General features: G+C 67.5%; 16 protein-coding genes. 10 read left to right on the forward strand and 6 right to left on the reverse strand.

Annotated features, from left to right (window positions below; genetic code table 11):
* Window positions 1-62: 62 nt before the first annotated feature.
* Window positions 63-1,040, forward strand: a complete 978-nt coding sequence (locus V9L21_RS07280; RefSeq protein WP_337310453.1) for a helix-turn-helix domain-containing protein — start codon at window positions 63-65, stop codon at window positions 1,038-1,040.
* Window positions 1,041-1,061: 21 nt separating this feature from the next.
* Here the strand turns inward: V9L21_RS07280 and V9L21_RS07285 are convergent, their stop codons facing one another.
* The 4 genes from V9L21_RS07285 to apaG all read right to left on the reverse strand — a co-directional run bounded on the left by V9L21_RS07285 (window position 1,062) and on the right by apaG (window position 6,084).
* A complete protein-coding gene (locus V9L21_RS07285) occupies window positions 1,062-2,297 on the reverse strand; it encodes a YbdK family carboxylate-amine ligase (protein ID WP_258503748.1) in 1,236 nt (411 codons plus the stop codon).
* Window positions 2,294-3,565: a cation:proton antiporter gene (locus tag V9L21_RS07290; RefSeq protein ID WP_337310455.1), complete on the reverse strand. Its 1,272-nt coding sequence runs from the start codon at window positions 3,563-3,565 to the stop codon at window positions 2,294-2,296. Before V9L21_RS07290 ends, V9L21_RS07285 begins: the two co-directional genes overlap by 4 nt.
* A complete protein-coding gene (locus tag V9L21_RS07295; RefSeq protein ID WP_337310457.1) occupies window positions 3,562-5,562 on the reverse strand; it encodes a site-specific recombinase in 2,001 nt (666 codons plus the stop codon). Before V9L21_RS07295 ends, V9L21_RS07290 begins: the two co-directional genes overlap by 4 nt.
* 126 nt (window positions 5,563-5,688) lie before the next feature.
* The gene (gene apaG, locus V9L21_RS07300) at window positions 5,689-6,084 is read right to left on the reverse strand and encodes a Co2+/Mg2+ efflux protein ApaG (protein WP_157611759.1); all 396 of its coding nucleotides are present in this window, start codon (window positions 6,082-6,084) and stop codon (window positions 5,689-5,691) included.
* A 72-nt stretch (window positions 6,085-6,156) separates the two neighbouring features.
* Here apaG and rpe point away from each other — a divergent pair, with 72 nt between their 5' ends.
* Complete coding sequence (gene rpe / locus V9L21_RS07305) at window positions 6,157-6,855, forward strand: ribulose-phosphate 3-epimerase (RefSeq protein WP_337296440.1); 699 nt, start codon at window positions 6,157-6,159, stop codon at window positions 6,853-6,855.
* A 7-nt stretch (window positions 6,856-6,862) separates the two neighbouring features.
* On the opposite strand, the gene V9L21_RS07310 is transcribed toward rpe, so the two are convergent.
* Entirely contained in the window at window positions 6,863-7,135 is a 273-nt protein-coding gene (locus V9L21_RS07310; protein ID WP_126748740.1) for a hypothetical protein, read from the reverse strand.
* A gap of 172 nt (window positions 7,136-7,307) precedes the next feature.
* On the opposite strand from V9L21_RS07310, the gene V9L21_RS07315 reads away from it, so the two are divergent.
* The 3 genes from V9L21_RS07315 to ligD all read left to right on the forward strand — a co-directional run bounded on the left by V9L21_RS07315 (window position 7,308) and on the right by ligD (window position 10,458).
* Window positions 7,308-8,300 carry a succinylglutamate desuccinylase/aspartoacylase domain-containing protein gene (locus V9L21_RS07315; RefSeq protein WP_337310460.1) on the forward strand — a complete coding sequence of 331 codons (993 nt, stop codon included), beginning with the start codon at window positions 7,308-7,310 and terminating at the stop codon, window positions 8,298-8,300.
* Window positions 8,301-8,503: 203 nt separating this feature from the next.
* Window positions 8,504-9,547 (forward strand): non-homologous end joining protein Ku, encoded by a 1,044-nt coding sequence (ku, locus tag V9L21_RS07320; RefSeq protein ID WP_337310463.1) that lies wholly within the window; start codon window positions 8,504-8,506, stop codon window positions 9,545-9,547.
* Between the two features lie 20 nt (window positions 9,548-9,567).
* Window positions 9,568-10,458 (forward strand): non-homologous end-joining DNA ligase, encoded by an 891-nt coding sequence (gene ligD, locus V9L21_RS07325; RefSeq protein WP_443304513.1) that lies wholly within the window; start codon window positions 9,568-9,570, stop codon window positions 10,456-10,458.
* 23 nt (window positions 10,459-10,481) lie between these two features.
* Here the strand turns inward: ligD and V9L21_RS07330 are convergent, their stop codons facing one another.
* Window positions 10,482-11,300 (reverse strand): transglutaminase-like domain-containing protein, encoded by an 819-nt coding sequence (locus tag V9L21_RS07330; RefSeq protein ID WP_337310464.1) that lies wholly within the window; start codon window positions 11,298-11,300, stop codon window positions 10,482-10,484.
* A gap of 331 nt (window positions 11,301-11,631) precedes the next feature.
* Between V9L21_RS07330 and V9L21_RS07335 the strand changes: the two genes are divergently transcribed.
* The 5 genes from V9L21_RS07335 (at window position 11,632) to V9L21_RS07355 (ending at window position 23,649) form a co-directional block, all read left to right on the forward strand.
* Window positions 11,632-11,799, forward strand: a complete 168-nt coding sequence (locus V9L21_RS07335) for a hypothetical protein (protein ID WP_258503759.1) — start codon at window positions 11,632-11,634, stop codon at window positions 11,797-11,799.
* Window positions 11,796-13,982: a catalase HPII gene (gene katE, locus V9L21_RS07340; RefSeq protein ID WP_337310466.1), complete on the forward strand. Its 2,187-nt coding sequence runs from the start codon at window positions 11,796-11,798 to the stop codon at window positions 13,980-13,982. Before V9L21_RS07335 ends, katE begins: the two co-directional genes overlap by 4 nt.
* Window positions 13,983-14,234: 252 nt before the next feature.
* Window positions 14,235-16,295: a CHAT domain-containing protein gene (locus V9L21_RS07345; protein WP_337310468.1), complete on the forward strand. Its 2,061-nt coding sequence runs from the start codon at window positions 14,235-14,237 to the stop codon at window positions 16,293-16,295.
* Window positions 16,296-16,702: 407 nt separating this feature from the next.
* Window positions 16,703-18,352: a ShlB/FhaC/HecB family hemolysin secretion/activation protein gene (locus V9L21_RS07350; RefSeq protein ID WP_337310470.1), complete on the forward strand. Its 1,650-nt coding sequence runs from the start codon at window positions 16,703-16,705 to the stop codon at window positions 18,350-18,352.
* 11 nt (window positions 18,353-18,363) lie between these two features.
* Window positions 18,364-23,649, forward strand: a complete 5,286-nt coding sequence (locus tag V9L21_RS07355; protein ID WP_337310472.1) for a beta strand repeat-containing protein — start codon at window positions 18,364-18,366, stop codon at window positions 23,647-23,649.
* The last annotated feature ends 1 nt before the right edge of the window (window position 23,650 follow it).

Here is a 23,650-nt window from a genome sequence, read left to right on the forward strand (position 1 = left end):
TCTTCCCGCCCGGACTGGTAAGAGAAAGTGGCCCGAAAGCCATTCATCGATAAAATCGGGCCATGGCCAAGAAACCCGTGGAAACCATTGCAGTCGTCGCCTTCGACGGCATCAGCCCCTTTCACCTGTCGGTGCCGTGCATGGTCTTCGGCGAAGACCGCACCGAGGCGGGCGACGCGCGCTTTCGCCTGCTGGTGTGCGGCATCGAGCCCGGCCCCCTGCGCACCAATGCCGGCTTCACGCTGACGGTGCCGCACGGCCTGGAGGCGATCAGAAAGGCGCAGATCGTGGTCGTTCCTTCATGGCGCGACGACGGTCGGCCCGCGCCGCCCGCGCTTCTCCGCGCGCTGCAGACGGCGCATCGGCGCGGTGCCATCGTGGTGGGGCTGTGCCTGGGCGCGTTCGTGCTGGCCGAAGCGGGCCTGCTCGACGGCCGCCCGGCCACGACGCACTGGAACCTGGCCGAAGCCTTCGCAAAACAATATCCGAAGGTCACGCTGCAGCCCGAGGTGCTGTATGTCGACGACGGCGATGTGCTCACTTCCGCCGGCACGGCCGCGGGCATCGACTGCTGCCTGCATCTGCTGCGGGTGCGCTACGGCGCCGAAGCGGCGAACCGTGCCGCGCGGCGCATGGTGGTTGCGCCGCACCGCGAGGGCGGGCAGGCGCAGTACATCGAGCGGCCGGTGCCCGCCGCCGCCGAAAGCGATCGCCTTGCGCCGCTGCTCGAATGGCTGGGCCGCCATTTGCACAGCCCGCATGAGCTGGACGACCTTGCCAGGCGCGCGCTGATGAGCCGGCGCACCTTTACGCGGCGCTTTCGCGAAGCCACCGGCACCACCGTCGGCCAGTGGCTGCAGAACCAGCGCCTGGCGCTGGCCCAGCGGCTGCTGGAGACCACCGGCCAGCCTATCGAACAGGTGGCGACGGACGCCGGCTTCGGCTCGGCGGTGTCGCTGCGAAAGCACTTCGTTGCGGCATTCAAGACTTCGCCCACGGCGTACCGCAGGCAGTTCTCGCAAGAGGCCTTGGCCGCCTGACCAGCAGGGGCCGCAGCGGACTCAGGCCGCGCCGCGAAAGCGCAGCGCCGCCTGCCGCACCACCTCGGCCAGCAGGCGCTCCTTGCCCTGCTTCTCGCGCAGCCAGCGCGCATCGTTGCGGTTGGCTTCCACGCTGGTGCGCAGCTCGCCGAGCGCCTGCGTGGCGTTGAGCGCCTCGCTGTGCCACTCGAGCTGCGTCATGGTCATGAGGATGTGGTCGCGCAGCGGCATGTGCTGGCCGCTGGCCGGGTCCACGTACACCGCGTCGAGCCCGAAGCGGCAGGCCTGGAAGCGGTTGTAGGTGTACACCAGGTAGTCGTCTTCCGTCGGCTCGAAGGGCTGCTCCTGCAGGAACCACGCGGCCAGCGACTGCACGTAGCCCGCCAGCGCCGCCGCGCGCTCCACGGTAAGCGGCGTGTCGAACACACGGATCTCGATGGTGCCGAACTCGGGCTTGGGCCGGATGTCCCAGTAGAAGTCTTTCATGCTGCGCACGACGCCGGTGCGGGTCATGCGCTCGAAATACGCTTCGAACTCTTTCCAGCTCAAGGTGAAGGGCGCGCGGCCCGAGAGCGGAAACGCGAACACCGAGTTGAGCCGGGCCGAGTCGAACTGCGTGTCCTGCCCCTGCACGAACGGCGACGAGGCCGACAGCGCAATGAAGTGCGGGATGTAGCGCGACATGCGGTGCAGCATCAGCAAGGCCGCGTCTGCATCGGGACAGCCGATGTGCACGTGCTGGCCGAAGATGGTGAACTGCTTGCTCAGGTAGCCGTACAACTCCGACAGCTCGCGAAAGCGCGGCTTGTCGTAGATGCGCCGCTCGTGCCACTGCTGGAACGCATGCGTGCCGCCGCCCACCACCGCAATGTTGAGCTTGTCGGCGTTTTTTATCAGCGCCTCGCGAATAGGCGAAAGCTGCTTGATGACGTCCTGCGCCGAGTGGCAGATGTCGGTCGAGATCTCGATCATGCTCGAGGTCATCTCGGGCACCACGCTGCCGGGCAGCGGCGTTTGCGCCATCAGCCGCAGCATGTCCTCGGCATAGGGCGCCAGGTCGTAGTCGTGCGTGTTGACGAGCTGCAGCTCCAGCTCCACGCCGAGCGACAGCGCTTCGGAGCGGTTGAAGGGCTCGAGCTTGACCACCCGGCTCGCGGGGTCCGCGGGAAGCGCCGGCGAGCGGAAGTCGTCGCTGTCCACCGTGCCGGGAACGAGAGGGGCGTTGGAGCTGTCTGGAAAGCCAGTGGACGCGGTCATCGCTGCGTGTCCTCCGTGGTGCTGAAAGCCTGCGGCGCCCAAGGAACCGAGCTTTCGCCTACCGCGTGAATGGCCACGGTGGCGAGCACGGCGCCCATCACCTCCATCAGGAGAATGGAGGGCAGGGCCACCTGCGTGATCATGGTGCCGAGCAGCGGCGACGCGGTGGTGAAGTTGGATGCGATCAACAGCGCAATCGACGACAGCGGCGACATCGCACAGCCGACCCAGAAGGCCTGCTTCCAGCTGGCGCCGCTGCCCGGGTTGGCAATGGCCACGCCGGCAATCTTGGCAAACAGGCGAACCACGATCACGGCCAGCACCACGCTGGCAACGGGCAAGGTCCAGTCGGCCTGCGCCGCCACGATGGACACCAGCACGAACATCAGCATGGTGAGCAGCGACGCGGCGGTGCCGAGCTGCCGCTGCCAGGCCCAGGGCTTGGGGTTGAGCGTCTTGAGCAGCACACCGCCGATCAGCGCGGCCAGCGGCGCGGAGCCGCCGACGTGGGCCGTGAGCGCGGCACCGGCCGCAATGAGCGCGAGCAGCAGGATCGAGGTGCTCTCGCTCGTCGGGCTCATGAACCGCAGCGCCGTGCGAAGCGCCAGCGCCAGGATGGCGCCGATCACGAAAGAGAGGCCGAGCACCACCGCCACCGGATAGAGCTTTTGCAGCAGGGTCTGCGGCGCGCGCTCAATGAGGCCCGCCTGCGCATAGCCGAGCGCCAGCGCATAGAAGGTGTTGAGCGTGGCCAGCGTCATGGCGCGCTCGGTCACAGGGCCCGAGGCGCGCGTGTCCATGATCACGCGGCTCAGCACCGCCGGCGAGGCGACGATGGCCATTAGCGCGATCGGGTTGGCCACCGGGTCGGGCAGGCCCAGCAGCTGCAGTGTCCACAGCACGCCGAAGTAGGTGAGCGTGGCTTCCAGCAGGCTTTGCCCCAGCACCATCGGGTTGTGGCGGAACCAGCGCAGCGGCAGCCGGCCGCCGGCTTCGAACAGCACCACGGCGGCGCCCAGCTCCAGCAGGAACAGGCTGATGCCGCGCAGCGGCCAGATGGCGCCCTCGAAGCCGGCAAAGCCGACCACCGCGCCGACGATCGAATAGCCCACCACCTTGGGCAAGCCCAGGTAGCGTTGCACCAGGTGGCCGGAAGCCGCCGCGGCGGCCAGCAAAAGCGACCACAGCACGGTGGGCAGGCCCGCCGAGGGGCGCAGCCACTCGGACCAGAAGCCCAGCAGGTCGTTGATGAAACTCGTCAAATTCATGCAGGTAGAAAAAAGCTTACGGGCCGGCTGCGCCAGCGTGCCCAGATGGCGCAGCGGATGCGCGCGCGGTCACCAAGGCTCACGCTGTGCGCGCGCAGCGCCAGACGGAATGCGAAATAGAAGCTCACGCTCACATTGAGCGCACCGATCACCGGGATGGCCGCCACCGCCCACCACAGCGCGGGCTGCTGGAGCACCGGCATGCCCACGGAGGCCGCGGCCGCCGCTATTTGCCCGGCCGACAGTGTCACGTGGCGCACGTCCAGGCCGAGCCCGAAGAAACCCGCGAATGCGGGCAGCAGGCCAAGCATGAGTCCGAGCGAAATGTTGGAAGCGAAGCCCGAGATGTGTGTGCGCATGAAGGTGGCCCAGCGGCGGGCACGGGCGGCACCCAGAAAAGCGCCGATGCGAGGGTTGTAACGCATGGCGGAGTCCAGCCGGTGCAGGACAAAGGCGTTTTCTGTCCAACCCGCGACGATGCTGGCGGCAAACAGCAGCACGCCCGTGAGCGCAGCGTAGAGCGCGGTGGGGCCCAGAAGCGAGAGCGATTGCAGCGTGGCCGCGGCGTGCGCCGCGTCGAGCAGCGGCCGGCCCAGGGCGAGCTGCACCACAAGCGCAAGCCCCAGCATCGCCGGCACCACGACCCCCACGTTGCCCAGCACGGCCGCCACCTGCGAACGCACCAGGTTGGCCACCTCGTCGACAAAATCGACCACCGCGGCATCGGTCTTGATGTCGCGCAGGCGCGCCGCCATGGCGGGCGCCGTCATCGCCGGTTGCTTGGTGGCCAGGGTCAGGTGCAGCAGTTGGATGGCGACGAAGCTGGCGGCATACATCAGCCCCGACCAGAAACCGCTCCAGAAGGCCGAGAGGCCGATGGCATAAATGCTGAACTTGAGCAGCACCGTCAATGAGGTGAGCGCGCCGCCGCCCGCGGCCTTGCGCACCATCTGCAGGTAGCTCGCGCGGTCGCGCGTGATGTAGTGCTCGCCGGTTTCGGCGCTGCGCTCGGTCACACGGGCCGCAAGCATCGAGGAGTTCGACGCAATCAGCGCGCGGATGCTGTTGCGCTCTCCGCCCGCCAGCACCAGCCGGCCCACCAGCCGCGCCACGTTGGGCGCGGGTGCGGCCGGCATCAGGCAATCGAGCAGTTCGCGGATGCGCAGCACCCGCTCCCGCAGTTGGCGCAGCCGGAACACCAGGCCGACCGAAATGCCGTTGTCTTCCAGGTGCGTGTACACCGACGAGGCGCTGGCGCGGCAGGCATCGAGCCGGTCCCGAAAGGCCACGAAGGCGGCCTGCAGCGCCGCATCGCCTTTCTGGCCCTCATCGCCGTCTTTGCCCGGAGGCTGCTCGAACATCTGCTCGCGCAGTTCGTCCAGGTCGGCCATGAGCGCGTGGAACGGCCGGGCCTCGTGGTGCTCCATGCTGGTGCGCAGGCGAAGTTCGGGTGAGAAGCCGGCCGCCACCACCTGGCTGCTGCAGTAGGTGACCGCGTCCATCACGGTGTGGCGCCAGCGAGGCGTTCCGTCGGCCTCCAGGGTTGCGTCGGCCAGCAGGGCGCCGATGCGGGCAAGCTGGCTTTCATCGAGCAGCGCGATCCAGCCCGCGTCGAACACGCCGGGCAGCACCATGCGAAAGAGGTCCGACGCGTCGGTGGTCTCGGGCGTGCCGGGCAGGATCTTCCGGCGAAGGCGTTCGGTGAGCTCGCTCACAAACGCGGTGCGCGGCGCAAAACCGTAGTCCGCCAGCAGCGTGGTCAGGTCGACCGCTTGCGTGAACGCGCGCCACCACGCGCGCAGCCGCTCGCGCAGCTCGGGCCGCGCCTCCACTGCGTCGAGCAGCAGCGACACGCGCCCCACGGCAGCCTGCGGCGACGCGCGGTCGCCGCGCAGCCAGTCGAAAACGTCGATCAGCCAGACGTGGCGCTGCGCCACGTCCGCCGTCGGATCAAGCCGGGCCAGCAGGCCCTGCAGGTCATGCGATGCAGCAGCCATAAAAAATGTGAAAACGGAAAACCAAATACCAGAAACGCCGAGGAACCGGCTTTGCCGGGCCTCTGGCGTTGCCCCCGGTGAGGGGGAGGGAGAAGCGACACGCAGTGCGCGAAGCCTGGGGGAGTGCTAGTGCAATACGCGAGAGACGGGCGCGCCGCCAATGTCTGCTTCCAGCACGAACATCGGAACCGGCACGTCGAAGCGCTCGCCCTCTTCAGTCACCACGAAAAAGCTGCCGTGCATGGTGCCGCTCGGCGCCTGCAGGCGGCAGCCGCTGGTGTAGCGGAACGATTCGCCCGGCGCCAGGAGCGGCTGCTGGCCGATCACGCCAAGGCCCTTGACTTCCTGCGCATGGCCGGAAGCGTCGTTGATGAGCCAGTGGCGCGCGATCAGTTGCGCACCCACCTGGCCCACGTTGGTGATGGTGATCGTGTAGGAGAAGGTGTAGATGTTGTCCTTGGAGGAGGACTGGTCGGCCAGGTAGCGGGGCTCGACCTGGACGCTGAAGGGGCTGTGTGACATGCGCGCGATGGTAACTGGAGCCTTCTCTTGCACTGCTTTCCGGGTTTTGCGCCGGCTGCGACAATTGGGCGCATGAGCACGCCGTTCCGCATCGCCCCCTCCATTCTTTCCGCCGATTTCGCCCATCTTGGCGACGAGCTGACCAAGGTCATCGCCGCCGGTGCCGACTGGATCCATTTCGACGTGATGGACAACCATTACGTGCCGAACCTGACCTTCGGCCCCATGATCTGCAAGGCCCTGAAGCCCTACGCCAAGACGGCGGACGGCGAGCCGGTGCCAATCGACGTGCACCTGATGATCCAGCCCGTCGACGCGCTGGCCGCGTCTTTTGCGGAAGCGGGCGCCGACTACATCAGCTTTCACCCCGACGCATCGCCGCACGTCAACCGCAGCATCCAGGCCATCAAGGGCGCGGGCTGCAAGGCCGGGCTGGTGTTCAACCCGGGCCTGGGGCTGGAGGCTTTGGATTGGGCCATCGACGACATCGACCTGATCCTGATCATGTCGGTGAACCCGGGTTTCGGCGGGCAGAGCTTCATCGACTCGGCGCTGCGCAAGATCGAACTCGCGCGCAAGCGCATCGAGCAAAGCGGCCGCGACATCCGCCTGGAGGTGGACGGCGGCATCAAGGCCGACAACATTGCGCGGGTGGCCTCCGCGGGTGCCGACACCTTCGTGGCCGGCAGCGCCATCTTCAACGCCAAGGACTACGGCGCGGTGATCTCGTCGATGCGCGACCAGCTCGCCGGCGTCGGCAAGAAGAAGTAGACCGCGCTCAGCGCTTGACCTTGTCGTTGTAGACGCGGTCCGTCACCGGGCCGCGGTCGGTATCGACGGCGCCGCGCTCGATGTCGTCATGGCCCTTGCGGCCCACCTCGCTAGGCTGTCCGTCCTGCGCCTCCTGGCTGTCGGAAGACTGGTCGCGCTCATGCGGCAGGCGCGGCGCCGAATCGCCCCCTTGCTCGACCTTGGTGTTGCCGCCGCCGGCGTCCCGCACCGGGTCGTCCGGAGTGCCGGGGTCCTTCGAACGGGGCTTGCTGGTGCTCATGGCGTGTTCCTTATGGATGTCTCAGGGTATCGATCCTTGGTTGATCGAGCCTGCATGGCGTGGCAAGAAAGCCCGGTAGGACGGGTGAGGCAGGCCCTGTAGGCGTGTCGCGCCGCTATGAAACAAGTAGCGTCTTTGCATACAGGGCAACCCCTCCGCAATAATCGACCGGATGTCTTCCGATCCTTTTGCCGGCGCAGCAACCGACAGCCTGCGCATCCACACCTTCGCCTCGCTGAGCCCCGGCCCCCGGCTGCTGGTGATGGGCGGGGTGCATGGCGACGAAACCTGCGGCACCGTAGGCATCGAGCGGGTGCTGGCCGAACTCGACGGCGGAACGCTCCAGCTTCTGCGTGGCCAGCTCACCTTGCTGCCGGTGGCCAATCCGCTCGCGCGGCGGCGCCTGCAGCGGGAGGGCGAGCGCAACCTCAATCGCCTGTTCAAGCCCAGCGAGGCGCCTGCCGACTATGAAGGCCGGGTGACCAATGTGCTGTGCCCGATCATCGAGCGGCACGACGTGCTGCTCGACCTGCACTCGTTCCAGAGCGAGGGCGAGGCCTTCGCGATGATCGGCCCGCGCGACAACGCCGGCCCGCTGGAGCCCTTTGCCCGCGCCAGCGAAGAGGGGCTGCTTGCGCTGCACCTGGGCACGCCCATCGTGGTGGAAGGCTGGCTCGACATCTATGCCGCAGGGCTCGCACAACGCTCCACGGGCGCGGTGATCGGTGACGACGCCATCGACTTCGGCCGCGGCACCAACGAATACATCCGCAATTGCGGCGGCTACGGCGTCACGCTCGAATGCGGCCAGCACCAGGACCCTCAGGCGCCCGAAGTCGCCTGGCGCGCCATTCGCCGCGCGCTTGCGCTCCTTGGCATGGCGGCGTTGCCGCAAGGCATGCCCGCCGCGCCGCCCAGCCCGCCCCAACTGCTGCGGCTGGCCAGCGTGACCGACCGGCTGCATGAAGAAGACAGCTTCGTGCGCGACTGGGCCACCTTCGATGCGGTGCAGCGCGGCGAGCCCATCGGCATGCGCCACGACGGCACGCTGGTCAGCGCGCCGGACGACGGGTTCATCGTCTTTCCCAACGCGCTGGCACTGCCCGGCGCCGAGTGGTTCTACTTCGCGCGGCCGAGCGAACGGGTGCTAGGGCCAGCGCCCTGAAGCATTCGCTCCTTCCCCCTCCGGGGGAAGGCTGGGATGGGGGCGGGCAGAGCGCCCAAATAGACACGCCGCTTGCCCCCACCCCGGCCCTCCCCCGGAAGGGGAGGGAGAAAAAACCGGCGAGCCCTACGGCAGGCGCCGCCGCACTCCTACATCGCAAAACGGCCTGCAGCGCAAAGTTCCGAGCCTGAAGGAGTGTATCCATGGCAGTCTCGAAAAAAGCACCCGCGCCGCGCGTCCTGTGGAAGGGCGCGATCAGCTTCGGCCTCGTCCACATCCCCGTGGCGCTGTACTCGGCCACCACCAGCCAGAGCATCGACTTCGACTGGCTCGACAAGCGCACGATGGACCCCGTGGGCTACAAGCGCATCAACAAGAAGACCGGCAAGGAGATTGCGCGCGAGAACATCGTCAAGGGCGTCGAGTACGAAGACGGCGAATACGTGGTGCTGAGCGACAAGGAAATTGCCGACGCGTACCCCAAGACCACGCAGACCATCGAGATCGAGACCTTCGTGCCCGCCAACGGCATTCCGTTTCTCTACCTCGAGCGGCCGTACTACGTGGCGCCCATCAACCGCGGCGCCAAGGTGTATGCGCTGCTGCGCGAAACCCTGCAGCGCAGCGGGCGCATCGGCGTGGCGCGCGTGGTGATCCAGACCAAGCAGCACCTTGCCGCACTGGTGCCCGTGGGCCCGGGGCTGGTGCTGAACCTGCTGCGCTGGGGCACCGACATCCGGCCGTGGACCGAGTTGCCGCTGCCGTCCGAAGACGCAAAGAAGGCTGGCCTGAACGAACGCGAGATCAAGATGGCCGAGCAGCTCGTGGAGGACATGAGCGCCGACTGGGACCCCGACGAATACAAGGACGAGTTCAAGGACGAGATCCTGCGGCTCGTCGACCGCAAGGTGGCCGCGGGCCAGACCGAGACGGTGACGCAAATCGAGCCCGAGGAAGGCCAGGCCGTCGAAGGCCGCGGCGCAAAGATCATCGACCTGACCGAGCTGCTGCAGCGCAGCCTGCGCAAGGGCGGCGGCGCCAAGGCGTCCACCAAGACCGCCGATGCGGACGAAGAGGAAGACGACGAAGACGAGCCCGCCAAGCCGTCCGCCAAGAGCAGGACCACGGCCAAGGCCAAGCCGAAGACCAAGGCACACGCCAAGACCACCGCAAAGAGCACCAGCGGCAGTGCCGCGGGCAAGCGCTCCGCAGCCAAGTCGGCCCCAGCCCGGCGCCGCGCGGCATGACGGATCGAAAGAGCGAACGAATGGAGACCAGGGCACCGCGCATCACCCATGCGGAACGCGTGATCGACGCCGCCAGCGGCGTGACCAAGGGCGACCTTGCAACCTACTACGCCACCGTGGCGCCGCTGATCCTGCCGCACCTCAAGGGTCGCCCCGTGGCGCTGGTGCGCGCGCCGGAGGGCGTGGGCGGCGAGCTGTTCTTCCAGAAGCATGCGCAGCACAGCGACATCGCCGGCATCAAGCTGCTCGACCCCGCGCTGGACCCGGGGCACGAGCCGCTGCTGCAGATCGACACCGCCCAGGCGCTGATCGGCGCGGCGCAGTACAACACCATCGAGCTGCACACCTGGAACGCCACCTCGCGCGCCATCGGCAAGCCCGACCGCATGACCTTCGACCTCGACCCCGGCGAGGGCGTCGACTGGCAGCAGATCCAGGAGGCCGCGCTGCTCGTGCACGTGCTGCTCGACGAGCTTGGCCTGCCTTCGTTCCTGAAGACCAGCGGCGGCAAGGGGCTGCACGTGGTGGTGCCGCTTCGGCGCGAGCTTGGCTGGGACGAGGTGCGGGGCTTTTCGCGGGCCATCGTCGAGCACCTGGCGCGCATCGTTCCCGACCGCTTCGTGGCCAAGAGCGGCCCGCGCAACCGCGTGGGCAAGATCTTTGCGGACTACCTGCGCAACGGCTTCGGCGCAACCACGGCCAGTGCCTGGTCGGCGCGCGCACGTCCGGGCATGGGCGTTTCGGTGCCGCTGGCGTGGGAAGAACTGCCCGACCTGGGCAGCGCCGCCCACTGGACGGTGGCCAGCATTGCCGACCGCATCGGCGTGGGCAACACGCCTTGGGACGCCATGGAGAGCAGCCGCACGGGGCTTCGCGCCGCCATGGAAATGCTGGGCTACATGCCCTCGTGAGCCGGCGCGATTGCCGGGCTGCCCTACTGCAGCACTTCGGCCGTCGTCACTTCGAAGCGCTGCAACGAGTTGGCGCCGAACACCATGGTGATCGGCACGTCGGCCGCGTCGCGCCCGCGTGCAATCACGATGCGGCCGATGCGCGGTACGTTGTGCCGCGCATCGAAGGTGTACCAGCGGTCGCCCAGGTACACCTCGAACCAGGCGCTGAAGTCCATCGGGTACGGCACGGGCGGAATGCCGATGTCGCCCAGGTAGCCCGTGGCATAGCGCGCCGGAATGTTCATGCACCGGCACAGCGTGATGGCCAGGTGCGCGAAATCCCGGCACACGCCCGTGCGCTCGCGAAAGCCCTCGAGCGCCGTGCGCGTGGGACGCGCGGTCTGGTAGTCGAAACGCAGGTGCTCGTGCACGAAGTCGCAGATGGCCTGCACCCGGTGCCAGCCGGGCGTCACGCGCGAAAAGTTGTTCCAGGCGAACTGCAGCAGTTCGCTGTCCACTTCGCAATAGCGGCTCGGCAGCAAAAAGGGCAGCGTCGACACCGGCAGGTCGGCGGCCGCGTGCTCCATGGCGCCGTAGTCCACCGGGTCGGTCCAGCCGGGGTCGAACACCACGGCATGGTTGCGCAGCCGCACGCTCTCCACGCCCGCGGGTATTCGCACACGCGCGCAGTGGTTGTCGAAGGCGTCCATGTAGTAGTCCGTATGCAGCGGCGGGCTGATGGTGATGTGCTCGCCGTTCTGCAGGTCGGCCGCGCGAGACGGGTGGACTTGCAGCATGTAGATCAGTGCCGTGGGTGCCGTGACGGCGAGTTCAATGTCGAAACCGATCTCTATCTGCATTTGGTTCTTCCCTGTGGGCCAAGTATGTGTTCTGCCAAGGTGCGCAAGCAGGCTTCGTGCCTCCTTTGTTGATGCTATCGGGGCCCCGGTGCGGCGGCACGCGGGCAGACGCGCAAAGCCGCGTAGGTGCCAGCCCGGCTCTGTCGGCGCGCTCCTACCTTGCGCGCCTCACCTCTCCCACAAGCGGCGGCGAGACGTCACTACGGGTAACAGTCTGCGGCAAACATAACCTTTCGATTCGCTCGCAACGCCTTCAAATCGGCTCTTATCGCCCTTACCGGCTGCAGCGCAAGCATCACGACTTGTTCAATCTGTTCTGCTGGAGCGAATCATGAATATCTCCGCCCTGTTCGATTCACTCACCGGTACTTGGGGGGATGAAATCCTGTTCTGGGTGGTGGCCGCGGTGGCAGGTTTCATCTGCCTGATTGCGTTGGTGAACGTGCTGGACCTTTTTCTCGACAACGAAGCTGACCCCCCAATGAAAGATCCTCGATGACGCCACAGAACAAGGCCGCCGCCGGACGCCGATCGAAGGCCACGGACGGCACCAATGCCAAGCAGCAGCAACTCGAAGGCTTCGCAACCGATCATGCGCCCAATCTGACGACCAACCAGGGTCTTCAGATTCCAGACAACCACAATTCGCTCAAGGCAGGTCTGCGCGGGCCCACGCTGCTCGAAGACTTCATCCTGCGCGAGAAGATCACGCACTTCGACCACGAGCGCATTCCCGAGCGCGCGGTGCACGCCCGCGGCTCCGCGGCGCATGGCTTTTTCCAGGTCTACAAGTCGATGTCGCAGTTCACCTCGGCCGACTTCCTGCAGGACCCCGATGCGAAGACGCCCGTTTTCGTGCGCTTCTCGACGGTGGCCGGCGAACGCGGATCGGCCGATACGGTGCGCGACGTGCGCGGCTTCGCCGTCAAGTTCTACACGCGCGAGGGCAACTACGACCTCGTGGGCAACAACATCCCGGTGTTCTTCATCCAGGACGCGATGAAGTTTCCCGACCTCATTCACGCCGTCAAGCCCGAGCCGCACCACGCGATGCCGCAGGCCGCCAGCGCGCACGACACCTTCTGGGACTTTGCCTCGCTCATGCCCGAGAGCACCCACATGCTGATGTGGGCGATGTCGGACCGCGCCATTCCGCGCAGCTACCGAATGATGGAAGGCTTCGGCGTTCATACCTTCCGCTTTGTCAACCATCGCGGCGAGAGCCATTTCGTCAAGTTCCACTGGAAGCCCAAGCTCGGCATCCACGGCCTTGCGTGGGACGAAGCCCAGAAGATCGCGGGCAAGGACCCGGACTTTCACCGGCGCGACCTGTGGGAAGCCATCGAGAACGGCGACTTCCCCGAATGGGAGCTCGGCGTACAGCTCATCGCGCCGGACAAGGCGCAATCGCTCGGCTTCGACCTGCTCGACCCCACCAAGCTCGTTCCCGAAGAAATGGTGCCAGTGCAGCGCATCGGCCGGCTGGTGCTCAACCGCAACCCCGACAACTTCTTTGCCGAAACCGAGCAGGTGGCGTTCCACCCGGGCCACGTGGTGCCCGGCATCGATTTCAGCAACGACCCGCTGCTGCAGGGGCGCCTGTTCTCGTATACCGACACGCAGATCTCGCGCCTGGGCGGTGCCAACTTCCACGAGTTGCCCATCAACAAGAGCGTGTGCCCGTTCCACAACTTCCAGCGCGACGGCATGCACCGCCAGACCATCGCGCGCGGGCAGGTGGCCTATGAGCCCAACTCGCTGGGCGATGGCAAGGAGTTCCGGGTGGACGGCGGCAGCGTCGGCTTCCAGTCGTACCCCGACGAGATGGAGTCGCCCAAGGTGCGCCGTCGCAGCCCGACCTTCGACGATCACTTCACGCAGGCGCGCCTGTTCTTCAACAGCCAGAGCGCGGCCGAGAAAGAGCACATCGTCGCGGGCTTTCGCTTCGAGCTCTCGAAAGTCGATGTGCCGGCCATCCGCCAGCGCATGGTCGACAACCTGGCGCACGTCGACGAGAAGCTCGCGCGCCGCGTGGCGGAGCCGCTCGGCATCGGCGCGCCCGATGCCAAGGCCGCCGCGGGCCGCGCGGGCTATCGCGAACACCGCATGACGCTGCCGATCGAGGAGTCGCCCGCGCTCAGCATGGCCGATACCGGCGACGGCACGATCCGCACGCGCAAGATCGCCATCCTGGTGGCGGACGGCATCGACTCCGCCTCGCTCAAGCCGATCCGCGATGCGCTCGAGCAGGCCGGCGCGCGCTGCAAGGTGGTCGGCCCGCGCCTGGGCACCGTTGCCAGCGCATCGAAGCGGCAGATCGACATCGACATGACCTTCGCCAACGCGCCTTCGGTGATGTTCGATGCCGTGCTGGTGCCCGGCGGCAGCCTGGGCGCCGCGGCCCTTGCGGCGACGGGCGATGCCGTGCACTTCGTGCTCGAGGCCTACAAGCACTGCAAGGCCATCTGCACCGTGGGCGAGGGCGTGCAGCTTCTATCCAAGCTGGGCATTGCCGCCGACGCGCAACCGGGCGACCTGCCTCCGGGGGTCGTGGTGGCGGCCACGCCGGTCACCAACCTGGGCGACAACACCGCGGCCACGCAGATCGCGCAGGACTTCGTCGCGGCCATTGCCAGGCACCGCCACTGGGAGCGCGCCGACATCGAATCGGTTCCCGCCTGAGGCACCCCTTGAACCAGGCCCCAAAGTAGTCCGTTTGCGCTAGGCCTTCTTGCGAATAGCCGCCGCGAGAGGGCGCTCCTAGACTTTCCCCACGAGGCCTGAACGGCGCGCACTTCCGCGACGTCGACCCCCGCAACCGCGGGCACACGGGCCGCACGCGGGGGTCCAATGACGTGGTTTTCGAGAACGGGATGGGAGCGCTCGGCACGTCGTGCAGGAGTCGCGGGTGCTCTCGGGCTGGCTGGCATTCTCTTGCTGGGACACGGGCCATTGGCCTTGGCGCAGCAGCAGGCGCCCAATGCCGAGGCGGCGGCCAGCAAGGCCGAGCAGGCCCGGCTTGCAGACACCGACACCTTGCTGGCATTGACCAGCGAGGGCGCGGTGCTCTACGGGCAAGACGCGGTCAAGCTCTCCGGCTACCAATATTGCAGCCAGGCGGTGGCGCTGGCCGAGGCCGGCGAGTTCAGGCAAAGCGTGCGTGCCGCCAGCAAGGCGCTGCACCTGGCCAATGCCACCCGCGACCCGAACCTGATGGCCATGGCCAACCGGGACCTGGCCATCGTCTACAGCTATTCGGGCCAGCTCGAGAAGGCCGAAGAATTTGCACGCGAGGCGCTCAAGCACCAGGCGCGCGACCCCAAGCTGGTGGTCGGCCCGGTGCAAAAGGTCATCGGCGATGTGCGCACCCGCCGCGGCGACTATGCCGGCGCGGTAATCAGCTACGACGAAGCGCTGGCCAACAGCTCGGCGCGCTATGCCCCGCTGGTGCAGGCCTCTCTCGTCAACGCGCTCATCGAATCGGGCGATGCGGCCAGGGCGCGTGAAGTGCTCGGCGGCATGGCGGCGCCCAAGGACGCGCCGCTCACGGCCCAGCTCGACCGCACGCGTGCACGCCTGCTGCTGGCCGAGAACAAACCGGCCGAGGCACGCGACCTGTACCGCGCGCTCACGGCCCGCCAAGTGGGCACCGACACCGAGTACTACCGCCTCTGGGCTTGGGATGGCGTGGCGCGCAGCGAGCTCGCGCTGGGCCAGAAGCAGGCCGCGGCCGACGCCGTAGCCCGCGCGCTTGGAAGCGTTGACCAGGTGCGTGCCAAGTTCCGCAGCGAAGAATTCAAGATGGGCCTTTTTTCGGACCTGCAGTCGGTGTTCGAGCGTGGCGTCTCCATCTACAGCGATGCGGGCGATGCGCGCCAGGCGTTCGAAGTGAGCGAGCGCAGCCGCTCGCGCGCGCTGCTCGATGCGGTGCGCGGCCGCGCAAAAATCAACGAACGGGCCGCGCACACCGTCGACCTGGCGACGCTGCAAGGCACGCTGGCGCCCGACGAACGCGTGGTGCAGTTCCACGCGCTGCCCGACCGCCTGCTGGTGTGGGTCGTGAGCCCCGCCGGCATCGAAGCCAAGACCGTGCCGGTGCGCCGCGAAGAGCTCACCGAACTGGTGGAGGTGTTCCGCAACTCCATCGTGCGCGGCCGCCGCGCGGCCATCACCAATGCCGACAAGCTGGGCACGGCGCTGCTCGGCCCGCTGGGCCTGGCGCCGGGGCAGCGGGTGATCGTGGTGCCCCACGGGCCGCTGCACTACCTGCCGTTCCAGGCGCTGCGGCTGGGCGGGCGCTACCTGATCGAGACGAATCCGGTGGCGGTGGCGCCTTCCATCAGCATTGCGGTGCAGCTGGCGCAACGCACGCCGCGTGTGAGCGCATCGCTCACGGCTTTCGGCAATCCGCGCATCGAAGACAAGTACGACCTGCCCGGCGCGGAAGTCGAGGTGAAGCAGCTCGCGCAGCTGTTCCCGCGCAACACCGTGTACATGGGCGCGGCGGCCACCAAGACGCAGTTCCGCGACGTGGCCGCACGCTCGCCGCTGATGCACGTGGCGGCCCATGCAGAGGCCGATGCAGTCGACCCGCTGTATTCGCGCATCCTGCTGGCCAACGAAGGCGGCAAGCAGAACTTTCTGGAGGCGCACGAGATCCTCGCGCTCCCTATGGACGGCACGGCGCTGGTCACGCTCTCGGCCTGCGAGTCGGGCCTCGGCCGCATTGCGCAGGGCGACGAGGTGCTGGGCTTCACGCGATCGTTTCTTTCGGCCGGAAGCTCGAGCCTAATCGCATCGCTGTGGCCCGTGTCCGATGACGCAACCGCGGTGCTCATGGGCACGCTCTACGGCGAACTCGCCAAGGGGCGCGACATCCAGAAGGCGATGCAGGCCGGGCAACTCGCTGTGCTGAAGGACCCGAAGATGTCCCATCCTTTTTTCTGGGCGCCGTTCAACCTGATCGGCAACTGGCGTCTCACGGTGGGGAGCTGACATGAAAAGAAGAACCACTGCCATGTCTTGTGTTGCGCGCTGCTGTTCAGGGCGCGCCCCCGCCGACGGGGTACCTTTCTCCGCGAATGTCCCCCGGCCTTCGGCTTCCTCCTTTATTTCGCTGCGCAAGGCACCCCATCGACGTGTGCGTGATGCAGAGCAGTCGTTGATCAGCGGTACACCCAGAGCGTGCCCCAGTGCACAGGGCATCGGGTACTCCGCGCAGCGAAATAAAGGAGGAGCCGAAGGCGGGGGACATTCGCGGAGGGGAGTACCCGGTGGCCTTTGCACGCGCCAAGAACAGCAGCGCCAAGAACACAACCAGCCCACGGTGGAGCACTGAGATGCGCGCTAGCCAACGCTCTACGCCAATTGCCTTTGCTGTCTCCGCTTTAATGGGCGCCACGTTGCTGGTAGCAGCCCAAAGAGCCCATGCAGCAGAGGCAGACACCAACACCCTGCTCCCCACCAAAGACCCCTGCGGCACCTGCGACCGCCCGCTCGCCCAGGCCACCGGCACCGTTGCACCGCAAAGCCTGCCGGCCGCGCCGCAACCGCCTGCCGCCTCGTTCAAGCTCAACGACCTGCGCCTGAACGGCGTCAAGGCGCTGACCAACGAAGAGCTGCAAAGCATCACCGCCCCCTACATCGGCCGCAACGTCACGCTCGGCGACCTTGAAAGCCTGGCGCAGGCCATTACCGTACGCTACAAGGAGCGCGGCTACTTTCTCGCGCAGGCCTTGGTGCCGGTTCAAACCGTACGCGACGGCATCGTGGAAATCAGCGTCATCGAAGGCCGCCTCGGCAAGGTCGACGTCACGGTGGCACCCGACGCGCCCATCAGCGAAGCCCGCGTGCGCGGCTTTCTCGCGCCTCTGCAGCCTGGAGAAGCCGTGAACGCGCCAGCGTACGAACGCGCGATGCTGCTGCTGTCGGACCAGCCCGGCATCCGCGTCACGTCGGGGCTGCAGGAGGGCACGCAAAGCGGCACCACCGATCTTTCGGTCGAAGTCGTCGCGGGCCCGCGCTGGGCCTTCACGGCCGAGGGCGACAACCATGGCACCAAGGAATCGGGGCGCTTTCGCGTCGGTGGCACGGCGCGCTATCTCAGCCCCTTCGGCATCGGCGACAACCTCGACATGCGGCTGATGGTTTCGAATAGCAATGCGCTGCAGTTCGGGCGCGTGGCCTACGAGGCGCCCATCGGCACCAGCGGCCTGCGCGCCGGCATCGGCCTTGCGCGCGTCAACTACGAGCTGGGCGGCGAGTTTGCCGAACTCGGCGCGCAGGGCAGGGCCGATGTGCTCGATTTTTCGCTCAACTATCCGTTGATTCGCCAGCGGCAGCAGAACCTCTTCCTGCGCCTGGGCGCCGACGTGAAGAACCTGACCGACGAGATGAACGCGGTCGACTTCGCATCGAAGAAGCGCGTGCATGGCCTGGGCCTTGGCTGGGCCTGGGAGAGGCGCGACGAGGTGTTCGGCGGCGGCTACTGGGCCAGCTCGGGCACGCTCTACCGCGGCGACCTTTCCATTCGCGACGAGCAGAGCCGTGCGTTCGACCAGAGCGTGGCGGGCCACCGCACCGAGGGCGGCTACACCAAGCTGAGCTTCCAGGTTTCTCGGCTGCAGGCCATCGTGCCGAACCATTCGCTGTATGTGGCGCTCGGCGGCCAATGGGCGAGCAAGAACCTCGACGCTTCCGAGAAGCTCTCGCTCGGTGGTGCGCGCGCGGTGCGTGCGTACCCATCGGGCGAACTGCTGGTGGACGAGGGCGCCATCGGCACCGTCGAATGGCGCTGGTCCCTCAACTCGGAGCTCACGCCTTTCGTGTTCTACGACGCCGCGCGCGGAAAGATCGTGCGCGACCCCTCGCCGTTCGACACCGGCCCCAACCGCCACAGCCTGCGCGGTTTCGGCATCGGCATTTCGTGGGCGCGGCCCGGCAACTTTGCGATCAACGCAACGCTCGCCTGGCGCGACGGCACCCGGCCGGCGCAGACCGATGGCGGCGGCCGCAACCCGCGTTTGTACGTGCAGGCGCAAAAGAGTTTCTAGGGAGTGCCCGCATGAAGAATCGTCAATCCTCCCCCGCGCCGCGTAGCCTCCGGCTACGGCCGCTGGCACTCTCGCTGGCCTGCATCGGCCTCGCGCCCGCCGGTGCACAGATCTTGCCGGCCTTTCCCACGGTCCCCTTGAACGGCGGCACCGTTTCCGTGGGCACACCCACCGCGGTGGGTAACGGCGGCATGGCGCTGGGGATCAACCAGTCTTCGCTGCGCGCCATCATCAACTGGCAGAGTTTTTCCATCGGCGCGAAGGACCAGGTCAACATCCAGCAGCAACTCGGCGCGTCCAGCGTGCTGCTCAACCGAGTGGCGAACGGCGGTCCGCGTTCCGAGATCGCCGGCCTGTTGACGGCGCCGGGCCGTGTGTACGTCATCAATCCCGCGGGCGTGCTGTTCGGAGCGACCGCGCAGGTCAACGTGGGCGGGCTGGTAGCTTCCACGCTGGAGCTCACCGGCGCAGACGAGCTCGCGCGCAACGCGAGCTTCATGGCCGGCGGGCGCGAGCTCAGCCTCTCGGGTCCGGCGAGCGGCCTTGGCGAGGTGACGGTGGAAGCGGGCGCCAAGCTCACCGCCACCGGTGTCGACGGACGCAACGGCGTTATCGCGCTGGTGGGCGCTGCTGTGGTCAACCGCGGTGAGATCAACGTCGCGCGCGGCAGTGTCGGCCTGTTGGCGGGCAATGAGGTGGTGGTGGTCGACCCCGTGGGAGATGGCCTCACCACATTCCGTATTGCAACCACCAACACGGCCGACAACGCGCGGGTCGAGAACATCGTCGATGGCAAGGCGCCGGAAGGCGCACTGAGCGGCCGCATCACAGCCGACGGTGGACGCATCGTGATGATGGCCAGTTCCACCAACTCGGGCGCGACGGTGGTCAATCAGCAAGGGGTGCTACAGGCGCGCTCGCTGGAAAACCGCAACGGCGAAATCTTGCTCGGAGGTACGGGCAGCGGCGGCGCGGCGAACGTGGTGGCGGTTGGCGGCACGCTGGACGTGTCGGCCGGAACCGCCGGCGCGGCGGGCGGAAAAATCGGCATCGAGGGCGACATGCTGCGCGTGCAGGGCGCCACGCTGAGTGCCGGCGGTGCGGCCAACGGCCAGGTGCAATTCACATCGAAGGCCGACGTGCTGGTGCAGGTGGCCGGAAGCGACCCGCAGGTCGATGGCACCAGCACCATCGACGACCAGGTGCTTGCGGGCGCGCTGAACCGGGGAGGCGACGTTACGCTGACCAGCCGCGCGAGCAACATCGGCGATTTTGGCGGCTGGGGCGTGGTGTTCGACAACAAGGCACAGGTCGTGAAGGCCGAGGGCGGCAACGCCAGCCTTACTGTCAATTCCAATCGCAACATCGAGATGCGCGCGGGTTCGGCCATCCAGTCGAAGAGCGGTGCGCTGAACGTGAGCTTCAACGCCGATGCCGAAGGCGCAGCGGGGCAGGACGCGATTCCGCTGGACGACCAGCCGATTCCGCGGCGCGGATCGATCGTGCTGAGCAATGCCACCGTCGAGAGCAACGGCGGCGACATCCGCTTCTATGGCCAGAGCGACCCACTCAACGGCCGCGCCGTGGGAGACGTGATCCGGGAGTTCCCGGTTGACGCCGATCCCACCACGCGCCGCACGGCGGGCATCGAGCTCAACAACAGCACCGTCTCGACTTGCGGTGTCGCACAGGCCGGTTGCACAGGCGGCGGCAGCATCAGCCTGCGCGGCGAAGGCTCCAGCTGGCAGTACGCCAACACCGGCCTGCCGGACAATTTGCTCGACCTGGATGCGACCGACGGTGTGCGGCTGCGCGACAGCGTGCTGCGCACCGGCGCAGGCGCCATCGGCGTGCAGGGCCGCAGCGGCCTGGACCGCCTGGTGTACGGCGTCACCATCGGCGACGACAGCAAGGTCGAATCGTCTTCGGGCGACGTAACGATTGTCGGCAGCGGGCGCAGTTGGGTCGCGGGCGATGCGGTGGGCGCGCTCATGGGCGCCGCGCAGGGGGTTCAGATCTGGTCCAGCAGCGTGACAACCGGCGGCAACGTCGCCATCGCCGGAACCGGCGCCGATATTTCGGGCGCGATCCAGGACGCGCAATTCATTGCGCTGGCGTCCGCCACCGGAGGTTCGTCGTTCCACTTCGAAGGAACCGGAATCGACTTGTCGTACGCGCCGATCACGGCCGGCGCAGGCAAATCCATTTCGCTCACAGGCACCGCGGGCAGCCAGGCGTTCCAGATCAATGCGGACGGTACGGTGGATGCGGATTTCCCGCCGGCATCGTCGATCAGGCTCGAGGGCGGCGACCTCATCGCCGCAGGCGGCAACATCTCCTTGCAGGGCGGCGCCGGAGCCATCGATGTCCGCGCGTCGAGCACCGACTCCACGCCGACGGAACCCGGCCTGCTGATCAGCACTGCCAGCACGACGGGTGCCGGCGGCAACATCGACATCCGGGCCCGCAATGTGGTGGTGCAGGGCTACAACAGCGAAGGCTTCGGCTACACCCGGCTGGATGCCAGCGGCGTGGCACAGGGCGGCAACATCGACCTGCGCGCGGTTGCGGCAGACGGCGTTCCCGTGAGCGGCATCCTGGGCATAGACAACAACGTGATCCTGGCCGCCAATGCGTCGGCCGCATCGGGCAACGGCGGCAGCATTCGCGCCGTGGGAGACAACACCCTGCTTGCCTATGGCAGCTTCGAGGCAAAGGGCGGGGCGGTGGGCGGCAGCGGCGGTTTCATCGAGACCTCCGGCGGCGCGTTCGACATCGGCGCGATCCGGGTGGAGGCCTCTGGCGCGACGGCGGGCAAGTGGCTGATCGACCCCTACAACGTCGAGATCAACAGCTTCGGCGGTGCACCCGCGCTGCCCGGCAATCCTTATGTGCCCCTGGGGGACTCTGTCATTCGCGACACGGCCATCAGCGATGCGCTCAACGGCGGGACCGATGTCACCATTACCACGGGCACCGGCGGCGATGCCGACCAGGGTGACATCTTCATGAACAACGCCCAGATCACCTACACGGGTGCGGGCGAACGCACCTTCACCCTGGAGGCCCACCGCAGCGTGCGCTCCAACGCCGGAACGACCATTGCGTCGTATGGCCCGGGTGCCGGGCCGCTGAACGTGGTGTTCACCGCCGACGTCAACGGCAGCAGCAGCAACGGCACGGACGGCGGGCAGGTCAGCTACAGCGGCAGCATATATAGCAACGGCGGCGACGTGACCATGACCGGCGCCTGGGCCAACAACTCGAACCTGGGCAGCAGCGTGGCCCTTTCCCAGGGCGTGGTAGTCGACACGCGCGGCGGCAACCAGATCGTCTCGCCCGGGGTGTACACCGGCGGCAGCGACGCTGCAGCTGGCGGCAACGTGACGCTCACCGGGCGCAGCGTGGCGCCGGTGAGCGCCGGCACCACCGACGCGGGCGTGCTGATCAACGACGCCAGGATTGCCACGTCGACAGGCAACGTGGACATCTTCGGAAGCAGCACGCTCAACAGCGGCGTTCGCCTGGTCAGCAACACCGCCGACAACGGCATTCACACGACGACCGGCAACGTGCGCATCACCGGCATCGGCAGCTTCACACCCAACAGCGCGGCCTTGCCGGGCCACGGCGTGGTGATCGGCGGCAACAGCTTTGCAGCGGGCAACCTGCCGATGGTGCAGACCGGTAGCGGCAACATCGAAATCAACGGCCTGCGTCTGGCCAGCGGCGGCCCCGCGGGCGGCGACGGGGTCTTCATCGGCAACCGCGCGCTCATCACCAGCACCGGCGGCGGCAACATCAGCGTCACGGGTGAATCGCAGAGCGCCGGCGGTGCGGGCATCCGCTTTGCCAATGAGCAGCCGATCACCGTGCTCATTCCCGCGGGCCGGATCGAGGGAAGCGGCAACGTGGTGCTGCGCGCTTCCAACGACGGCACGAGCGATGCGCTGGTGCTCGGCACCGGCAGCCAGGTCAGCGCGGCCGGCGTGCTGAATCTGCGGCCCGGCGGCGTGGATCTGGCGGGACCACCGCTGGACTACACCGCCACGCCGGTGGATCGCACCGGCAACGTCATTACCATCGGCGGCGCGGCTGCCACGGGCTTTGCGGTATCGGCCACGGAGCTGACGCGCATGAGCGCACCGACCATGGTGTTCGGCAGCAATGCGCACGCGGCCGACATCAACGTGATCAGCGCCTTGAACTTTGGTGCCGGCGCTGTCACGCTGCAGAACGAAGGCGGCGGCAACATCGCGCTGCAAGCACCCATCACTGCTGCGCGCGTAGGCCTCGCGTCGGCCGGCAACATCACGCAGACCGCAGCCGCACCCATCACAGCGGGCACGCTGCTGGCCCGGTCCAGCGGCGGCAGCGTGCTGCTCGACCAGGCGGCCAACAACGTGAGCGCGAACACGCTGGGCGGCGGGGCCGCCGGCGCATTCCGCTACCAGGACGTGGACGAACTGCGCATCGGGCCCGTCTTGGTCATCGGCTACGACGCGGCCGGCAATGCGCCGCAGGTGGTGTCGGCCGGTTTCATGGCGGCGGACACGGTGTTCGTGCGCACGCTGAGCGGTGACCTGCAGCTGGGTACGGCGGTAAGCAGCACTTCGGGCGCCGACCTGGTGGCAGCGGCGCGGTTCCAGAACGTGGGCGGTGCCAGCCTGGGCGGCGCGCCCTGGCGCGTGTGGGCCGACACCTGGATCGGCGAAACGCGCGGCGGCGTTGCCGGCTCGGGCCTGCTGCCCAACCTCTACAACTGCGCCTACCTGGGCCTGTGCGGCGTGAGCGTGTCGCCGGGCGATAACCATTTCATCTATGCGCAGCGGCCGACCGCAACGGTCGTGATCGGCAATGCGTTCCGGCCGGCCGGCCTGAACAATCCGCTCTTCACCTGGAGCATCACGGGCCTGATCCTCGGCGACAGCGGTGCCGGCTTCAGCGGTGCGGTGGGCACCGCGGCCAACCGGTCGAGCCCGCCCGGCGCTTATGCGATCAACGGCAGCTTCACCTCGGCCGAGGGCTACCTGGTCAACGTGGTGCCGGGCACGCTCACGGTCGGCGGCTTTCCGCAGATTCCGAAGGCCGATGTGATCCGCGACCTGCCGACCACCTGGCTGTACGACCGCAACATCGGCCCGCCGCCGATCTGCTTTGCGACCGGCCCGCTTGAAGGCGACCGCGCCTCGCAAGGCAGCGACGTGCTGGCGCGTGAATGGTCGCGCGTGCGCTCGCGGCCCAATCTCACGAGCTGCGTCGACACCGAGAAGCGCAACGGCTGCGCCGACTTCTAGC

Source organism: Variovorax sp. CCNWLW235 (assembly GCF_037204085.1).
GTDB lineage: Bacteria > Pseudomonadota > Gammaproteobacteria > Burkholderiales > Burkholderiaceae_C > Variovorax.